Origin of the sequence: Candidatus Odyssella thessalonicensis L13 (assembly GCF_000190415.1) — a bacterium.
GTDB classification, from domain to species: Bacteria; Pseudomonadota; Alphaproteobacteria; order Paracaedibacterales; family Paracaedibacteraceae; genus Paracaedibacter; species Paracaedibacter thessalonicensis.
In genome coordinates, this window is sequence record NZ_AEWF01000001.1 from 308,960 (window position 1) to 322,401 (window position 13,442).

Annotated in this window: 15 protein-coding genes; 3 read left to right on the plus strand and 12 right to left on the minus strand. The window is 39.8% G+C overall.

All coding sequences use genetic code 11. The features are described from left to right. Positions 1-131: 131 nt before the first annotated feature. Positions 132-626 carry a RipA family octameric membrane protein gene (locus HMO_RS0101525; protein WP_010297795.1) on the minus strand — a complete coding sequence of 165 codons (495 nt, stop codon included), beginning with the start codon at positions 624-626 and terminating at the stop codon, positions 132-134. Positions 627-870: 244 nt separating this feature from the next. Next, positions 871-1,677, minus strand: coding sequence for a hypothetical protein (locus HMO_RS0101530; protein WP_010297799.1), 807 nt, complete (start codon positions 1,675-1,677; stop codon positions 871-873). Between the two features lie 335 nt (positions 1,678-2,012). Here HMO_RS0101530 and HMO_RS0101535 point away from each other — a divergent pair, with 335 nt between their 5' ends. Continuing rightward, entirely contained in the window at positions 2,013-4,310 is a 2,298-nt protein-coding gene (locus HMO_RS0101535) for a type II toxin-antitoxin system YoeB family toxin (protein WP_010297802.1), read from the plus strand. A gap of 86 nt (positions 4,311-4,396) precedes the next feature. Here HMO_RS0101535 and flhB read toward each other — a convergent pair whose 3' ends face one another. Genes flhB through HMO_RS0101550 form a run of 3 tightly spaced genes read right to left on the minus strand, consistent with a single transcriptional unit; the run spans position 4,397 to position 6,490 of the window. Continuing rightward, a complete protein-coding gene (flhB, locus tag HMO_RS0101540) occupies positions 4,397-5,473 on the minus strand; it encodes a flagellar biosynthesis protein FlhB (protein ID WP_010297803.1) in 1,077 nt (358 codons plus the stop codon). Then, a complete protein-coding gene (gene fliR, locus HMO_RS0101545) occupies positions 5,466-6,227 on the minus strand; it encodes a flagellar biosynthetic protein FliR (protein WP_010297805.1) in 762 nt (253 codons plus the stop codon). Before fliR ends, flhB begins: the two co-directional genes overlap by 8 nt. Further along, on the minus strand, positions 6,224-6,490 hold the full coding sequence (locus tag HMO_RS0101550; protein WP_010297808.1) for a flagellar biosynthetic protein FliQ: 267 nt from the start codon (positions 6,488-6,490) through the stop codon (positions 6,224-6,226). The genes fliR and HMO_RS0101550 overlap by 4 nt, the downstream gene beginning before the upstream one ends. A gap of 138 nt (positions 6,491-6,628) precedes the next feature. Between HMO_RS0101550 and rplU the strand changes: the two genes are divergently transcribed. Next, positions 6,629-6,946: a 50S ribosomal protein L21 gene (gene rplU, locus HMO_RS0101555; RefSeq protein WP_010297810.1), complete on the plus strand. Its 318-nt coding sequence runs from the start codon at positions 6,629-6,631 to the stop codon at positions 6,944-6,946. 23 nt (positions 6,947-6,969) lie between these two features. Continuing rightward, a complete protein-coding gene (gene rpmA, locus HMO_RS0101560; RefSeq protein WP_010297815.1) occupies positions 6,970-7,227 on the plus strand; it encodes a 50S ribosomal protein L27 in 258 nt (85 codons plus the stop codon). Between the two features lie 72 nt (positions 7,228-7,299). Here the strand turns inward: rpmA and HMO_RS0101565 are convergent, their stop codons facing one another. From HMO_RS0101565 to HMO_RS0101595, 7 genes are all read right to left on the minus strand, one after another. Next, positions 7,300-7,557, minus strand: coding sequence for a hypothetical protein (locus tag HMO_RS0101565; RefSeq protein ID WP_010297818.1), 258 nt, complete (start codon positions 7,555-7,557; stop codon positions 7,300-7,302). A 187-nt stretch (positions 7,558-7,744) separates the two neighbouring features. After that, a complete protein-coding gene (locus HMO_RS13410) occupies positions 7,745-8,083 on the minus strand; it encodes a GrpB family protein (RefSeq protein ID WP_342610646.1) in 339 nt (112 codons plus the stop codon). Between the two features lie 792 nt (positions 8,084-8,875). Then, positions 8,876-9,442 (minus strand): hypothetical protein, encoded by a 567-nt coding sequence (locus tag HMO_RS0101575; protein ID WP_010297826.1) that lies wholly within the window; start codon positions 9,440-9,442, stop codon positions 8,876-8,878. Positions 9,443-10,178: 736 nt separating this feature from the next. Then, positions 10,179-10,955 carry a hypothetical protein gene (locus HMO_RS0101580; RefSeq protein WP_010297829.1) on the minus strand — a complete coding sequence of 259 codons (777 nt, stop codon included), beginning with the start codon at positions 10,953-10,955 and terminating at the stop codon, positions 10,179-10,181. A gap of 19 nt (positions 10,956-10,974) precedes the next feature. Beyond that, positions 10,975-11,727, minus strand: a complete 753-nt coding sequence (locus tag HMO_RS0101585) for a MetQ/NlpA family ABC transporter substrate-binding protein (protein WP_010297832.1) — start codon at positions 11,725-11,727, stop codon at positions 10,975-10,977. A 7-nt stretch (positions 11,728-11,734) separates the two neighbouring features. After that, positions 11,735-12,373 (minus strand): methionine ABC transporter permease, encoded by a 639-nt coding sequence (locus tag HMO_RS0101590; protein ID WP_010297835.1) that lies wholly within the window; start codon positions 12,371-12,373, stop codon positions 11,735-11,737. Beyond that, positions 12,366-13,427 (minus strand): methionine ABC transporter ATP-binding protein, encoded by a 1,062-nt coding sequence (locus tag HMO_RS0101595; protein ID WP_010297839.1) that lies wholly within the window; start codon positions 13,425-13,427, stop codon positions 12,366-12,368. Before HMO_RS0101595 ends, HMO_RS0101590 begins: the two co-directional genes overlap by 8 nt. Positions 13,428-13,442 lie beyond the last annotated feature (15 nt).

The window sequence follows — 13,442 nt, forward strand, 5'->3', positions numbered from 1 at the left end:
CCCTCTTCGCTCTTATTACAGGTTTGAAAACAAATAATATATTCTCGATTATAGCCAGAAGATTTTGCCATAAAAAAAGCGTGCTGATATTTCTAGCACGCTCTTCTTGCTTATCTAATAAACTTAGCCTATTAGGCAATAATAAAATGTTTAAATATAAGCTGCGATAGAAGCAGAGTATACGCTACTAAGAAGATACTGGGGACCGATAACTCGGAAACGGTTAAAGTCCACTTCCCTTCCCGTTTGTTCAGATCACCATAAACCCGCTGAATAAACTTGACCGGTAAATATTTCTCTACTTCTAAAAGAAGCTCATAGCGGATTGCTAAACTGCGGCGAATATTATTTAAAAAGGTTATCCATGCTAGACAAAATAGATACCCCACTAAGAATAATGAAATTAGTAAAGCAACCTTGTTCACAGCCGCAACTTCCTCAACAGTATTAACGTAAGATATACCTGAAATTGTGATACCATTTGCGGTTAGCCAGAAGGGATTAGATAACTCCCGAATGGTATTCAACTGACTAATAGAATCAATGATCACTTTGTACTGTGAGGATAATTGTTCTCTGTCCTCTTTAGTTGGAGGAATGCCAATATTGATTGCATTATCTATCATCTCAATATACCTTTATTTCTAGTTATATTAATTAATAAATATAATGGATTTTATATTTATTGTTAGGGGGAAAATATCTAATATTTTAATTCATCCTCTTTTGATAAACTTCTGAGTTAGTTTGTAAGAATTACTTGTTAAGGATCCCCGGCGTAGCTAAAGCTTTCAGCCTTTGTGATATAAAGAACCTAGACAGCGGTATCTTGCTAATAAATCTGCTCCTATTCTGATTCAGAACTTTAATTTAGAGGCTTGAGGTATAGCGAATAGGTTCCCTCTTCCTTAAGTGCTGTAGTATTGCATATGATGCTGCTGCCAGACTTAGATGTTTAACGGTGTGACCACTAATGAGATTGCCGGATAGAGCATAAATCTGGTGATCCAGAAATTCTGCAGCCCGGCCTAAGCTCATATAAGCAACAGCCCCCCACAGGTAACAGGTATGAGTATAGCGACTGGGCAACTTCCACAGCATTATGGGAATAATTAAAGATGGCAACAGTTGTACTAATCCATAAAACCGTAAATCGCCGTGCTGATTCATCTCCGTATATTGCCAATAGATAACGCTTGCTGCCCCCAGAAGCATCAAAGGCACCAGCATTCTGTGGCCGAGCTGCGTGGTAACATGATCACCAATAATTGCGGCTTGAAATATCATTAATGCTATCGCTACCGGCAGTCTGTCCCAGAATAAAGTAAGATTATTAGGATTCCAATGGTAATAGGCGGAACCATATGCCCCCAGAATAAGCGCTAAGAAAAACAGCTTATGCATCCTTTTTTCTTTAGCATCCTTAAAGCCATGCATTGAGGACACATTCAGAAAAATAAGTCCCATAACGCCTACAATAAGAAATCCTAAATTCGAGAGAACATTATAAAAATAAGGAATATTGTAATAGGTTCTTTGATCAGCAAAGTTATGGTAATCAAGGGGTTGAGAAATGGCTGGGCAAAAACAAAAAATCATAAGAGGAATTGCAATAACTAAAAGCATTATAAAGTAGTAAACTTTCTTATAAGGGGAGATAATAAATCTTTCTTGCATGATTCTTTCCTTTTTGAAAGATAGGTTTATAGGGTTAACCAGAGGAGAACACGCGCTATTCTGATTGTTTTTCACTGATATGAGCGTGTTTGGGTTATTCCCCTCACATATTCCATGTTTCTTTGCTAAAAGCAGCTAGAATATGAGAGCAATTTTCTACAATTTAAAATGCCCGGCATTTATTTAAAAAATATAACTTTTACTTTTCGAGAAAAAATACGTACTTTTATCAATATACGCTTGTAAATAATCCACGCTTATATGTGTTTAACTATATTACGCTTTGAGACCCTAACCTATTTATAAAGGATTTTAATCTACATAAGGAAACTAGAATGAAGAGTCTTTTTTGCTCGCTGCTCAGACCCTGCTCTCTTTTCTTGCTGTCCCTTACAGGGTTAGCCATGGATAGTAGCCCAGAACATCTTCAGGTTCAAACTTGTAGGCAGGTTACTCCCTTCCCTGCTCCAGAACTATTCCAGTTTCCTTTTTTAAAAGGCTTAAGCGAGTGCTCTGTATCAGAACTTGACCCTAAATTAGAATACCTAGACGGCAGAGCAAAGCCTAAAACCCAAGCGGGGATCGCTGCAAAGATTGGTGGTAACTTACTCCAAGCTCAACGTGATTTTCTTGACGCGAGCACTCTTGGATCTGAAATAGCTATGGTTCAGCTGGGTCATATGGCTGTTGCCCGAGAAGATTATAGTCAAGCATTCCATTGGTATAATCTTGCTCAGTACACCGCCTTCCTCAAGAGAGGAATTTGGTCTGAAGGTCCTGCTGCAATAGGAGGGTTTGAGGCAGTTAGCCATGACGATTCCTTATCAAATATATCTTACTTAAATTTAATGATGGCTTTCCAAAAATATAACTTTTCTAATTCTCCTCTTTCTGTTCCTATTTCTGTGAGAGCATTCTTTATACTCACTCCCTTTTTAACACAGAAAATTTTTTACCCGTCTCCTGAGATAAATGAAAGCTTTCTTAAGGGGTTGGCCCACCTTGCCGGACAGCCTCCTATTTGGGATAAATTGGGGAGGTTCTATGAAGAAAAAAGCTTAGGAGATAGATTGACGGATGAGGAGCGTTATCAAAGAGCTGCCAATTGTTTCTGGAATGCCAAAACTCCTGAAGCATGGCATGAGCTAGGCAATCTAATTAATGAGCACAAGATTCACTACACTGATGCTGGTGAACCTATTCTTGGGTTACAAAGAGTTATGCTTGCTGCTGACTGCTACCGAAGAGCTGGACTTCGTGAATCTTTTTTTAAATTAGCGATAAGAATTCATGACAAACAAATTCATCAAGATGAAAATAACCAACCCTTTATAGAGAAGGACCGCAATAAAGTCGAGGCGCGATGCCTATTAAAGGCTGCGTTGCCCATTGCTTATGAACTCCTAGCTGAACAGATCAGAGAAAAGAAAGTTAAATGTGATACCCAAGGTCAATTTATTGATAGCCAAGTTCCTGAAAGCTTTTATTATGAGACTGCAGCTTACTATTTACGAAAAGCTAATACGCCTTTTGCGCGCTTGTCTTTAGCGGAGTTAATTTCAGTATCTAAAATTGATACCGATGAGAAGGGACGAAAAATAACGACTGCCCGTGAACGCCGCCAAGCAATAGTAAGAATTTGTGAAAGCCTTAGACTAGAAGATTTCTCAAGACCAAGGGAGCGCCAATTATTTTTGACAAATTTTGGATCTTACATTAATGGGGGGATTCTCTATTACGATGCGCTGGGAAAAAGGTTAAAGTCGCATGCACAACGCGCTGAAATTGCGGCACAATATTACAGAGAAGCAGGGTCTAGGCTTGCCTTGGCCAACCTTGCAGGTTTAATTCTGCATCAATTAACCGATCTAGATGCGCAGGGAAATAAGATTAATAGCGAAGAAGAGCGCTTTCAAATCGCTGAGAGATATAGCTCTCATTACTCCTTTGCTCACTATAACTTGGCTTTGATTACACTGCATAAATATCATCATCTTTCGGACTATCGGCAAAGAGCTCTCAATTATGCGATTCAAGCTATAGCCCTAGGACATGAGAGTGCTATTGATCTATATCTCCAAATTAAAAAAGAGATAGATAAAGAAGGGCCCCTTTTAGAAAAAGAATTTAACCGGGTAGCACCTGAACTAGAAGCTTTGCCAGAGCAAGTTAATGAGGTTTCAGCGGAAAATCTTACTCTCTTTGAAGAGCCTACGGTTGGAACTATGGAAGCAGAGATGACGCCAGAAGCCCATAAGGAAATGAAAGAGATCGCTAAAAAGCTAAAAAATCATAGAGCTCAATATAAAAAACTCTTAAGGAAGCAGCTCTCAACAAATGAGGTGAAAGATATGGTGGATAATCAGCTGCAAACTACTCCTACCCAGTTCAATATTGCTTGGTCTAAGAATGCAGTAAAACAATTTCGTAAGTTGCCTTATTATGAAGCCAAAAAGGTCCTCCATCTAATTCAGTTAATTAGAGAAGGTGAAATGCATCGGGGCCGTCCTGAGATGCTTAAAGGTGAAGATAAAATTATTACGCGGCGCATTGATAAAGGTGATCGTTTAGCCTACTCTTTAATAGAGGATGGCATCCATATCCTCTCCACTAAGGAACATTTTAAGAAATAGTATCTAAGCTAGCATGGTGCACCGTGCAGGAGAAGCTTTGTTAAGAGGCATACCGAAAAGCGTTATTCAGCTTATGCGTATTTTCTCTAGAAGTATTGTTTTTTCAAATTCATGACGAATTTAATCACCTCGGCGACTGCTTGATAATGTTCTGGTGGAATTTCTTGTTCCAAGTCCACACTGGCATATAAGGCGCGCGCAAGAGGCGGATTTTCATATATGGGAACGTTTTGTTCATTCGCAAGCTCGCGAATTTTTAGAGCTATATTATCGATACCCTTTGCCACCACGATAGGGGCATTCATGGTATCTTGCTCATAATGAATGGCTACCGCATAGTGAGTGGGGTTAGTAATAATAGCTGTTGCTTTACTAACGGATTCCTTTAAATTCCTTTTGATACGCTCTTGCGCGAGTTGGCGGCGTTTTTGCTTAATTTGCGGATCACCATCCAAATTCTTATGTTCACGCTTTACTTCGTCCTTGGTCATCCGTAAAGCCTTGAATAATTCAAATTTTTGGAACAAATAGTCGACGATAGAAATGATGGCCATAGCTGAGATTACAATCACAATAGCGTTAATTACATAGCCCTTTAACACTGAGAAAATGCGATCAGCAGGCACAAACATCATTCCTTCAATCTGATTGAGCTTAGAGCGGAAAAAGATATAAAGAGCAAGGCCCACAACACAGATTTTAAATAGCCCCTTCACAAACTCTACCAATGACTTTTTAGAAAAAATCCTTTTAAATCCTTGGGTGATTGATAAGCGTTCAATTTTAAGCTGTAACGCTTCAAAAGAAATAGCAAAACGGGTTTGAACAAAGCCTCCTGCTAAAGCAGCTGCCATATAAAAGCAAAGTAGTGGCAAGGTAAGTAAAAAGAAGTCAAGAATAACCCGCCATAATAAGGCAGACGTTGTGTGAGAGTCGATGTAGAACTGTTCAGGTTGACTTAGATATATGGAAAATTTTTTTCTAAAATTATGTCCAACATACCAAGAAAACATCATTATAGTGAGCCCGCCTGCCCCCAACATTATCCAATGAAGGACTTCTTTCGAGTAGGCAATTTGTCCGCTCTTAAAGGCTTCTTCAAGACGATGTTGGGTAGGTTCTTCGGTCTTAGATTCTTGATCCTGCTCGTTATTGTCAGCCATTAGCTACTCCCGTTAAGAAATCTCGAAAGGAATCAATAAACACGTTTACAATAGAGCTGATTATGATTGCCAACAACATAAAGCCCAGAAACATTTGAACAGGGGCAAACATGAAATAGACCTGCATCTGTGGCATGAGGCGATTAACTAAACCAATACAAATGCTCAATAATAATCCCACAATAATCACAGGCAGGGAGAGTTTTATGCCTAACCAGAAACTTTGAGCAATTATCTCGGTGATTGCTTGGCTAAAATCTCCGATCAAGACTGGACCTGTGGGCGGGAAAATTTCATAAGAGCTAATCAAGGCAGCAATTAATAAATAATGGCAATCAGTTGCAAACATCATCGTAATAACGGCAAACATTAATAATGTACCTATCGCTGTATCTTGCATTCCTAAAGTGGGATTTAAAATCGCGGCTCCCGAAAGGGAAGTTTGCAGTCCAATTATTGTTCCTGCAATCTGTAAAGAACTTAGCAAAATTCTTGCCAGCAGCCCTAAGAAAGTCCCAAAAAGGATCTCCTTTAATATATACATTAAAGTTTCAGAAGCCATTAATTCTGTGCTGGGCAACCCCGCATCAATGACGGGCGTAATTACTAAAGTCAGCACAAAGGATAAAATAAGGCGCACTCGTACGGGAACAAATGCCTCGCCAATGCCAGGAAAAAGCATGAACAAGGCGCTTAAGCGCAGGAAGACAAAGAAATAATCATAAATATCATCAAAATAAAAGGTATGGATCATTGCCTGTCAACTATATGTCCATAAAGTTCCATGGATAAGGTCGATAAAGTGGCACCAATAAACGGCATACAGAAAGCCAGAACAATAAATAAAACAATCATTTTGGGCACAAATGTTAATGTGGTTTCTTGAATTTGAGTTAGGGCTTGGAAGACAGAGACAATAATACCGACCACAAGGCTGGCAAGAAGTAAGGGAAATGAGATCTTAACAATTGCGATCATTGTATGGTTGAGAATTTCAAGCACAAGTTCTGGCGTCATAGGGTCTACCTACTGCTGTTCAGTTAACATTAAAATCTTGACATATCTGGGAGAAAAGCGATAGATATAGAAAGATAATTAACACGGATTAATCCGTGTCCTTTTTGTGTTTTCTTTTTAACCAGAGAGTTAGAAAATATGTTTGCAATAATTAAGACCGGTGGTAAGCAATATAGGGTCGCTGAGGGAGATGTCGTTCGCATCGAAAAGCTCGAAGCCCAAGCCGGCAGCACAGTTGAATTAACCGATGTTATCCTTGTCAATGATGGCAAGAAAGATCATATTGGTGGATCAGCCGTCGCTGGCGCCACAATAACCGCAACTGTAGTTGAACAGATGCGCGATCGTAAAGTGATTATTTTCAAGAAGACGCGTCGCCATAATTATCGACGCAAGAATGGTCATCGCCAACACCTGACCGTGTTGAAGATTACCAAGATTGCTCTTGGTAAATAATCAACAGTTGAAGGAGTAATTCAATGGCACAAAAAAAAGCTGGTGGTAGTTCTCGTAACGGGCGCGATTCGATTGGTCGCCGCCTTGGTGTAAAAAAGTTTGGTAACGAGCTTGCAGTCGCTGGAAACATTCTTGTCCGTCAACGCGGGACAAAGTTCCATCCTGGCAAGAACGTGGGCATGGGTAAAGACCATACCTTATTTGCCCTGGTAGATGGAACAGTAACTTTCCATTCAGGCCTCAAAAATCGTTCCTATGTTTCGGTTGTTCCAACCGTATAAGTAATTTTAGAAAACACAAAAAGCAACTCTATGCCGTCTCCTTTGAGACGGTTTTTTTTGTGAGTGGGTTGTTTATGATTTGTTAGCTGGATTAAAGGCAGCGCCGTTACATGAATATCGGACGGTAGACCGCAAGCCATTGTTGCTTTCCTCCGTTATCGGCCTCCTAGGGGAAGAATTAGGAATAGCGGAAGAATCATCTTTTATATTTTTAGCTGCCCTTTTGGGGGGATGAGTACTATAATCAGGATTATCCTCCATTGAAAAGGCTAGAAACTGTCCAAAGACAAGGGTAAGACCTAACATTAACTTACATAGCTGAGTTTGCATCATGGGCCCCTTAGAAACTGCTTTGAAATAGTAATAAAATATTTTATTTACAGAAAGATGAGACTATTTTCTTGACCTTTCTCTTCAAAGATTTCGATTAAACTATCTATAGATCCAGATTATTTGGGGGAGTGTTAGAGAAGCTGTCATTTGCCGCCACTTTAAGCTTGGGGCATAAAATCTCTTACTATCGTTTTACCTTTTCTTTAAACCCAGCCTTTTTCAGTATCGAAGAGACAAAATCACATTTAACATCCGTATAAGCTTCTCTATCAAGAGTATGCTCTTTCATAAGCTTAAGTTTTAATTGAGCGTACCTGTTTGCGTCTTCAGGATGGGTGCGTAAGTAATCTCTAAGTAGGATTCTTCCTTGCCAATAGTTACTTTTATGTTCAACGATGTGGATATGATGGGTTCGTTGCTTTCCGAAAGGGGGCATCCCCTTAACAAAGAACATTTTTTCCTTATAGGTGTTTTTCGCCCATCGCCGCGAAATTTCCTGAGACCTCCCTGAAAGCCTTGCTATGCCTTAGGTTGAAAGGAAAAATTGATTTTGGGAGAGTTTAAAAGTTCTTGAGTAGAGGGCCTGCTGGACTTATATCTATGGCCGCAGTAGCGGGCTAAAAACCCTTAAGGGGTCTGGTACACCATTCCTCTGTGAGCCGCAGAGAATAAGGTGTTTCCAGAGTCTTTAGAATCCTTATGATAATTCTACATGCAAATCCTGGCACAATACTAAGTACGGAGAATATGCTTTCCTTAAAGAATACATTGATATGAGGAAATCTTATGAATCTACTAATCTCTTGGATGAAAAATACCCTGATTTAAGCTAATTCTAACTGCCTGAGAAAAATGGATGGTTTGGGCTTGGAAGGGCCTATTGGTAATAAGTGAATAGTTCATACAATAAAGTATAATGTATCACGACAGAACCGCAAGAAAGCATGTTGGGAAAAATGAGAAATCTTGGGAATTTTCGGTTGAGAAGCTCTAGGAGAAATTAGGCAGTGAAAGGGAGTCCAGGAGTTTCAAAAGTGGCTTAAAAACCGCCGTTCTAGAAAATGACCTACCTTAATATGACCTAAGATGGGTCGAGAGAGATAGAAACGCTTTTGTGAGTTTTAAGAAGAGGAACGAGATACTTCTTTTGGAAGAGTCGAACCAGTCTATTTTATAGGGGAGGACATGAAGGGTTACATTATAATGAGCAAGCGAGAATTATTCCGCCTCGAACTTACTCAAAAAGTCACGTTAAACTCTTAGCGGACAAGAGAGGTGGCCCTCCTTGTCAATAGCAACAAAGCCCAGGACTGGGTTAATGTAAGGAAACTTCAGCTAAAGCTTGTTTGTACTGTTGTGAGTTCAGCAACTGGTTCATGTATCTAATTTTTCTCTTTCTTTTGCGATCAAAGCTGTAAGCGTAAGATCCCGCTCCTCCTCCAAGATGATTCAGACCACAGCCTCCATTATCTCGCAACTCAATCTTATCTTCTGTTACTTTGATGGTGAATTGGCACCTAGGTTCATTCATAACTTGGTTTTCATCGGGCGCTGTATAGATAAAAGTATTATTTGAGGTATAAGAAGCAACCCCCCATTGCGCACCTATCCTACTCCAAAGTGACGTAATATGTGTTCTAAAATAGATAGACTGCTCTGAGACTTTTACAATCTCAAGGATATCCTCAAGATCTTCATCCGGAGGATAACGAACGGACGAATCTACCCCATGTAGAAATTTATAAACGCCTTCAATGCTTTTAATGAGTTTCGCAGCACTTTTGGGAGCAGTTAATGAGGATACAGGTGCTTCGTCTTGCGGATGGGAAGTTGCAAGACTTACTAAAATAATTGCTAACAGAATGTAGGTTCTGACAATCATTGGAACAAGTCTAAGGTTGTTATTATGATATTTCTTGACCTTCCTTTATATTAATGGTCTTAAGGGACATTGTCAAATTGTCTCATATCTCCTCAATCCCCCGCATTTCGGATGGTCTCCAGCTAGCAGCACGAAAGTTCAAAAATTCCTGGTCAGATTAACCTGAATTAAGTTCTCAAAAAGCTAGACTTTTCAAAAGGCTCAAGGGGTTTTAATCGGGTCTTATGTGTGTTTTTTACACGTATGGCGGCATAAGGCTTAGATACGGATTTTTTGCTTTGTGGATAAAAATTAGAGTTATTCATTGCGGCGGTATATCACGTGCATTTTTCCTCTGTGAGCCGCGGAAAATAAGGTGTTTCCAGACTTTTTTAAATCCTTATGATAAATCTACGCATAAATCCTGGTATAATACCCTCCAGCGATATTGTGAATCTTCTTGGATGTTCACGGTCCACAATTTCAAAAGTACGCAAATCTAAACCCAACCCCTAATTCCTGCACTTTTCCGTAAACTATCCCTATTTGTCAATATTGATTCTTTATATATTTTACTCTTCCCTTAAAAGGGGTTATCAGTAAGGAATTCTTTATTATTCTGAAAAAACATAAACCATGAGCAGTCAAAAGCTCATTTTGTTCAGGAGGCTGAATGGGAGATGGCTTCTGAAGAGGAGCTCTCCCCTTGCCGTACGCAAGGGATATCCATTTAATCTTAAGAGTATCTTGCTCGTTATTACGCTATTTCCTGCTCAATATCGCGATTACGGTAGAGCGTCAGCATCTCTGTATACTCTAGCCCATAAACATTAAAAAATTTGTTTCTTAATTTTTGCAGCAACGGGGGACCTTTGGCAAAAGCAGGAGTTTGAGGAAGAGCATTATTATAGTGAATGTAAGAGCGAGTAAATTCTATAAAATTAGCATCCTGAGTAGTAATTTCTTTAAAATCATTTATACAACTTATATATTTAGTTCCCAGCACCAGTTCCATCTCCTGCATTAATTTAGAAGAATTTGGGCCATAGATACCTTGTAAATAATAGCTAAGTAAGAACTTATGGAAGGAAGGCGGAATCGTAGTTTCTAGAGGATAAATGTCACACTTTGGGATTTTAATAGACGGAGGAAGAACAGTATCATCCAGCTCATGGGATATCCTTTCTATCCTTCTTAAGCTAATGTTTAGTTTATAAATTGATTGTTCTATTAAGATTCCAATGAGCTCTATCGCAGCAGCTGAATGTACTTCGGTCTCTCTGATTTGAATTAGGAACTCTTCCTGTATTTCGTTCGCAAGAGTTGAGCGTAAATTATTATGCCTTGTGTAGGCGTTTTTCAACCTAGCTATTAGCTCGTAAGGTGAAGCAAAATCTACTGGCTTATAAGATATAATCGTGCTCAATTTTCCTTCAAGCATATCCGCGTTATAAGCATTAACATGCTCTTCAAGCCCTACACTCCTGTTGCCGACTAAAAGGAAAGGTAAGAATGACAAAAAACAGAATCTCATGATACTAGATCACTCTCAATTAATTAGGTATTAGTATTGCCTTTGCAAACTTCTTATCAATAAAGTCTTTTACCTCTTGCGAATGATATGCTTGGACAAGTTTCCTAATATCTTCCCGATCCTGGTCGCCTGTACGGATGACTAAGACATTAACATAAGGGGAATCGACAGCTTCAGTCATTAATGCCGTTTTCGGGTCAAGTTTAGCCAAAATAACCCAATCGGTGTTGATGACTGCAATATCCGTATCCTCCAGAGCTCGCGGGAGCTGAGGAGCATCCAATTCTTTTATAACTAATTTTTTAAGATTTTCTGTGATATCAAAAATGCCTGGCATATCCTTGGTTTTTAATTTTATAAATCCAGCTTTTTCTAATAAAAGCAAGGCCCGCGCCCCATTGGTCGGATCATTTGGAATGGCAACAATGGCACCTTCCTTAATATCCTTTAGATTGGAGAGTTTCTTCGAATAAATTCCTAACGGCATTAATACAGTCTTATTAACAGCAGTTAACTTAAAGCCCCGATTTTTGATCTGATTTTCTAAAAAAGGCTGGTGCTGAAAGCTGTTAGCATCTAAATCTCCCTGATTTAGCGCAATATTAGGCAGCACAAAGTCATTGAACTCAATAATATCTATATCAAGCCCTTCTTTCTTGGCTACTTTAGCAACCTCTTCAGCAATCATGGCATGCGGGCCAGCAGTCACGCCTAATTTAAAAGCGTTAGCCATGGATATGGATAAAAAGGTTATAAGGGCGACTTTCTTCATTTGTATCCTACTTCGTAACTTTTTTCACAAGGTAATTGCCAAGCATTTGCACCAGCTGCACTAACGCAATAAGAATGACAACAATATAAAACAAAAGCTCAAGCTCATATCGTTGATAACCATAACGTATAGCTAAATCACCTAAGCCACCTCCCCCGACCGCACCAGCCATAGCTGAGAAGCCGATAAGATTGATGATGACTGTTGTGGTACTACTCATTATGGAAGGCAGGGCTTCAGGGAGCAAAATGGATTTTATAATTTGCGAGGTTGTGGCGCCAGAGGCTAACCCCACTTCAATTAAGCCTTGATCTATTTGCTTTAAAGCGTCTTCAGCTAATCGAGCGAACAAAAGAATGCCCGCAAGGGTTAAAGGGACCGTAGCAGCCCCTACTCCAATTGTTGACCCCACCAAGAGGCGCGTTAAGGGCATCATCAGGATCATTAAGATAATATAAGGGATTGAACGGGCTGCATTAACTAATAGGCTCGACAAGCCATAAGCACAAGCATTCTCTTTTATCCCGCCCTTAGTCGTAATCGCTAACCACACAGCCAACGGTAGCCCCAAAAGAACCGACAATAGTGAAGAAATCCCTACCATTTGCAGGGTTTCAAAAAAACTCGTCATCAAAAGATTAACCATGACATACCTCGCTTGGAAGATAGCCGAGTACTTCACAAGAAATACCATGCTGAGTAAGATATGACATTATAAGCTTTTGAGTTGCTTCCTGATAAGGAGCCGAAATAAGGAGTGTGCCAAAGACAGCTGCTCTCAAATGGTCCATACTGCCTGCAATAATATTGATAGGTATATCATACTGACGAATTATATCAGCGATCACTGGGCTTTGCGAAGATTCTCTTGAAAAAATCAAACGCATAATGACATCGCCCTCACTGGGGACTGGTGTTAACGAATGCTGCAAGTGATGTGGCAATTCTCGTATAAAAAGTCCAGTAAGTAATGCTTTGGTTACAGGGTGTTGCGGATAAAGCAATATTTGTTCAACATTATTCTGTTCAACAATTTTTCCCTGATCCATCACATACACAAAGTCACTAATTTCTCTGACCACATTCATATCGTGGGTGATTAAAATGATAGTGATGGCAAGATCCTGATTTAACTGGCGTAGTAACGCTAAGATTTCTAAAGAGGTTTCAGGATCCAATGCTGAGGTAAATTCATCACATAAAAGAATCTTTGACTCATTCACTAGGGCGCGCGCTATGGCTACGCGTTGGCATTGTCCGCCACTTAGTTGTGAGGGATACCGATCTTCATAGCCTCCTAGCCCCACTCTTGCCAGAAACTCCCGAGCTTTCAACTGGGCAGACTTTTTATCAACTCCTTGCCATTCTAGGGGGACCATAACATTCTCAAGCGCTGTTTTGCGACTTAAGAGATTAAACTTCTGAAAGATACAGCCCATTTTCTTAAGAATAGTGCGGCGTTGAACAGAGGTAAGATTATGAGTCTGCTGCCCTGCAACAGTCATCTGCCCGCTATCAAACTCTTCCAACAGATTAAGACATCGAATAAGCGTTGTCTTGCCTGCGCCACTTCGCCCTATTATACTGTGAATTTTACCGCTGTTAAAAGCCAGTGTTATATCATCCAGAGCTTTGCCTTTCGCTCCAGGGTACTGCTTTGTCAGGGAATTAATAATAATAGCACTCGAAATGATACGCACCTCGTTGAAATTTAC

What these genes read in the sequence shown, in the direction of transcription:
- HMO_RS0101525 (WP_010297795.1), bottom strand. Translation starts at nt 626, where the DNA reads ATGATAGATAATGCAATCAATATTGGCATTCCTCCAACTAAAGAGGAC.
- HMO_RS0101530 (WP_010297799.1), bottom strand. Translation starts at nt 1,677, where the DNA reads ATGCAAGAAAGATTTATTATCTCCCCTTATAAGAAAGTTTACTACTTT.
- HMO_RS0101535 (WP_010297802.1), top strand. Translation starts at nt 2,013, where the DNA reads ATGAAGAGTCTTTTTTGCTCGCTGCTCAGACCCTGCTCTCTTTTCTTG.
- flhB (WP_010297803.1), bottom strand. Translation starts at nt 5,473, where the DNA reads ATGGCTGACAATAACGAGCAGGATCAAGAATCTAAGACCGAAGAACCT.
- fliR (WP_010297805.1), bottom strand. Translation starts at nt 6,227, where the DNA reads ATGATCCATACCTTTTATTTTGATGATATTTATGATTATTTCTTTGTC.
- HMO_RS0101550 (WP_010297808.1), bottom strand. Translation starts at nt 6,490, where the DNA reads ATGACGCCAGAACTTGTGCTTGAAATTCTCAACCATACAATGATCGCA.
- rplU (WP_010297810.1), top strand. Translation starts at nt 6,629, where the DNA reads ATGTTTGCAATAATTAAGACCGGTGGTAAGCAATATAGGGTCGCTGAG.
- rpmA (WP_010297815.1), top strand. Translation starts at nt 6,970, where the DNA reads ATGGCACAAAAAAAAGCTGGTGGTAGTTCTCGTAACGGGCGCGATTCG.
- HMO_RS0101565 (WP_010297818.1), bottom strand. Translation starts at nt 7,557, where the DNA reads ATGCAAACTCAGCTATGTAAGTTAATGTTAGGTCTTACCCTTGTCTTT.
- HMO_RS0101575 (WP_010297826.1), bottom strand. Translation starts at nt 9,442, where the DNA reads ATGATTGTCAGAACCTACATTCTGTTAGCAATTATTTTAGTAAGTCTT.
- HMO_RS0101580 (WP_010297829.1), bottom strand. Translation starts at nt 10,955, where the DNA reads ATGAGATTCTGTTTTTTGTCATTCTTACCTTTCCTTTTAGTCGGCAAC.
- HMO_RS0101585 (WP_010297832.1), bottom strand. Translation starts at nt 11,727, where the DNA reads ATGAAGAAAGTCGCCCTTATAACCTTTTTATCCATATCCATGGCTAAC.
- HMO_RS0101590 (WP_010297835.1), bottom strand. Translation starts at nt 12,373, where the DNA reads ATGGTTAATCTTTTGATGACGAGTTTTTTTGAAACCCTGCAAATGGTA.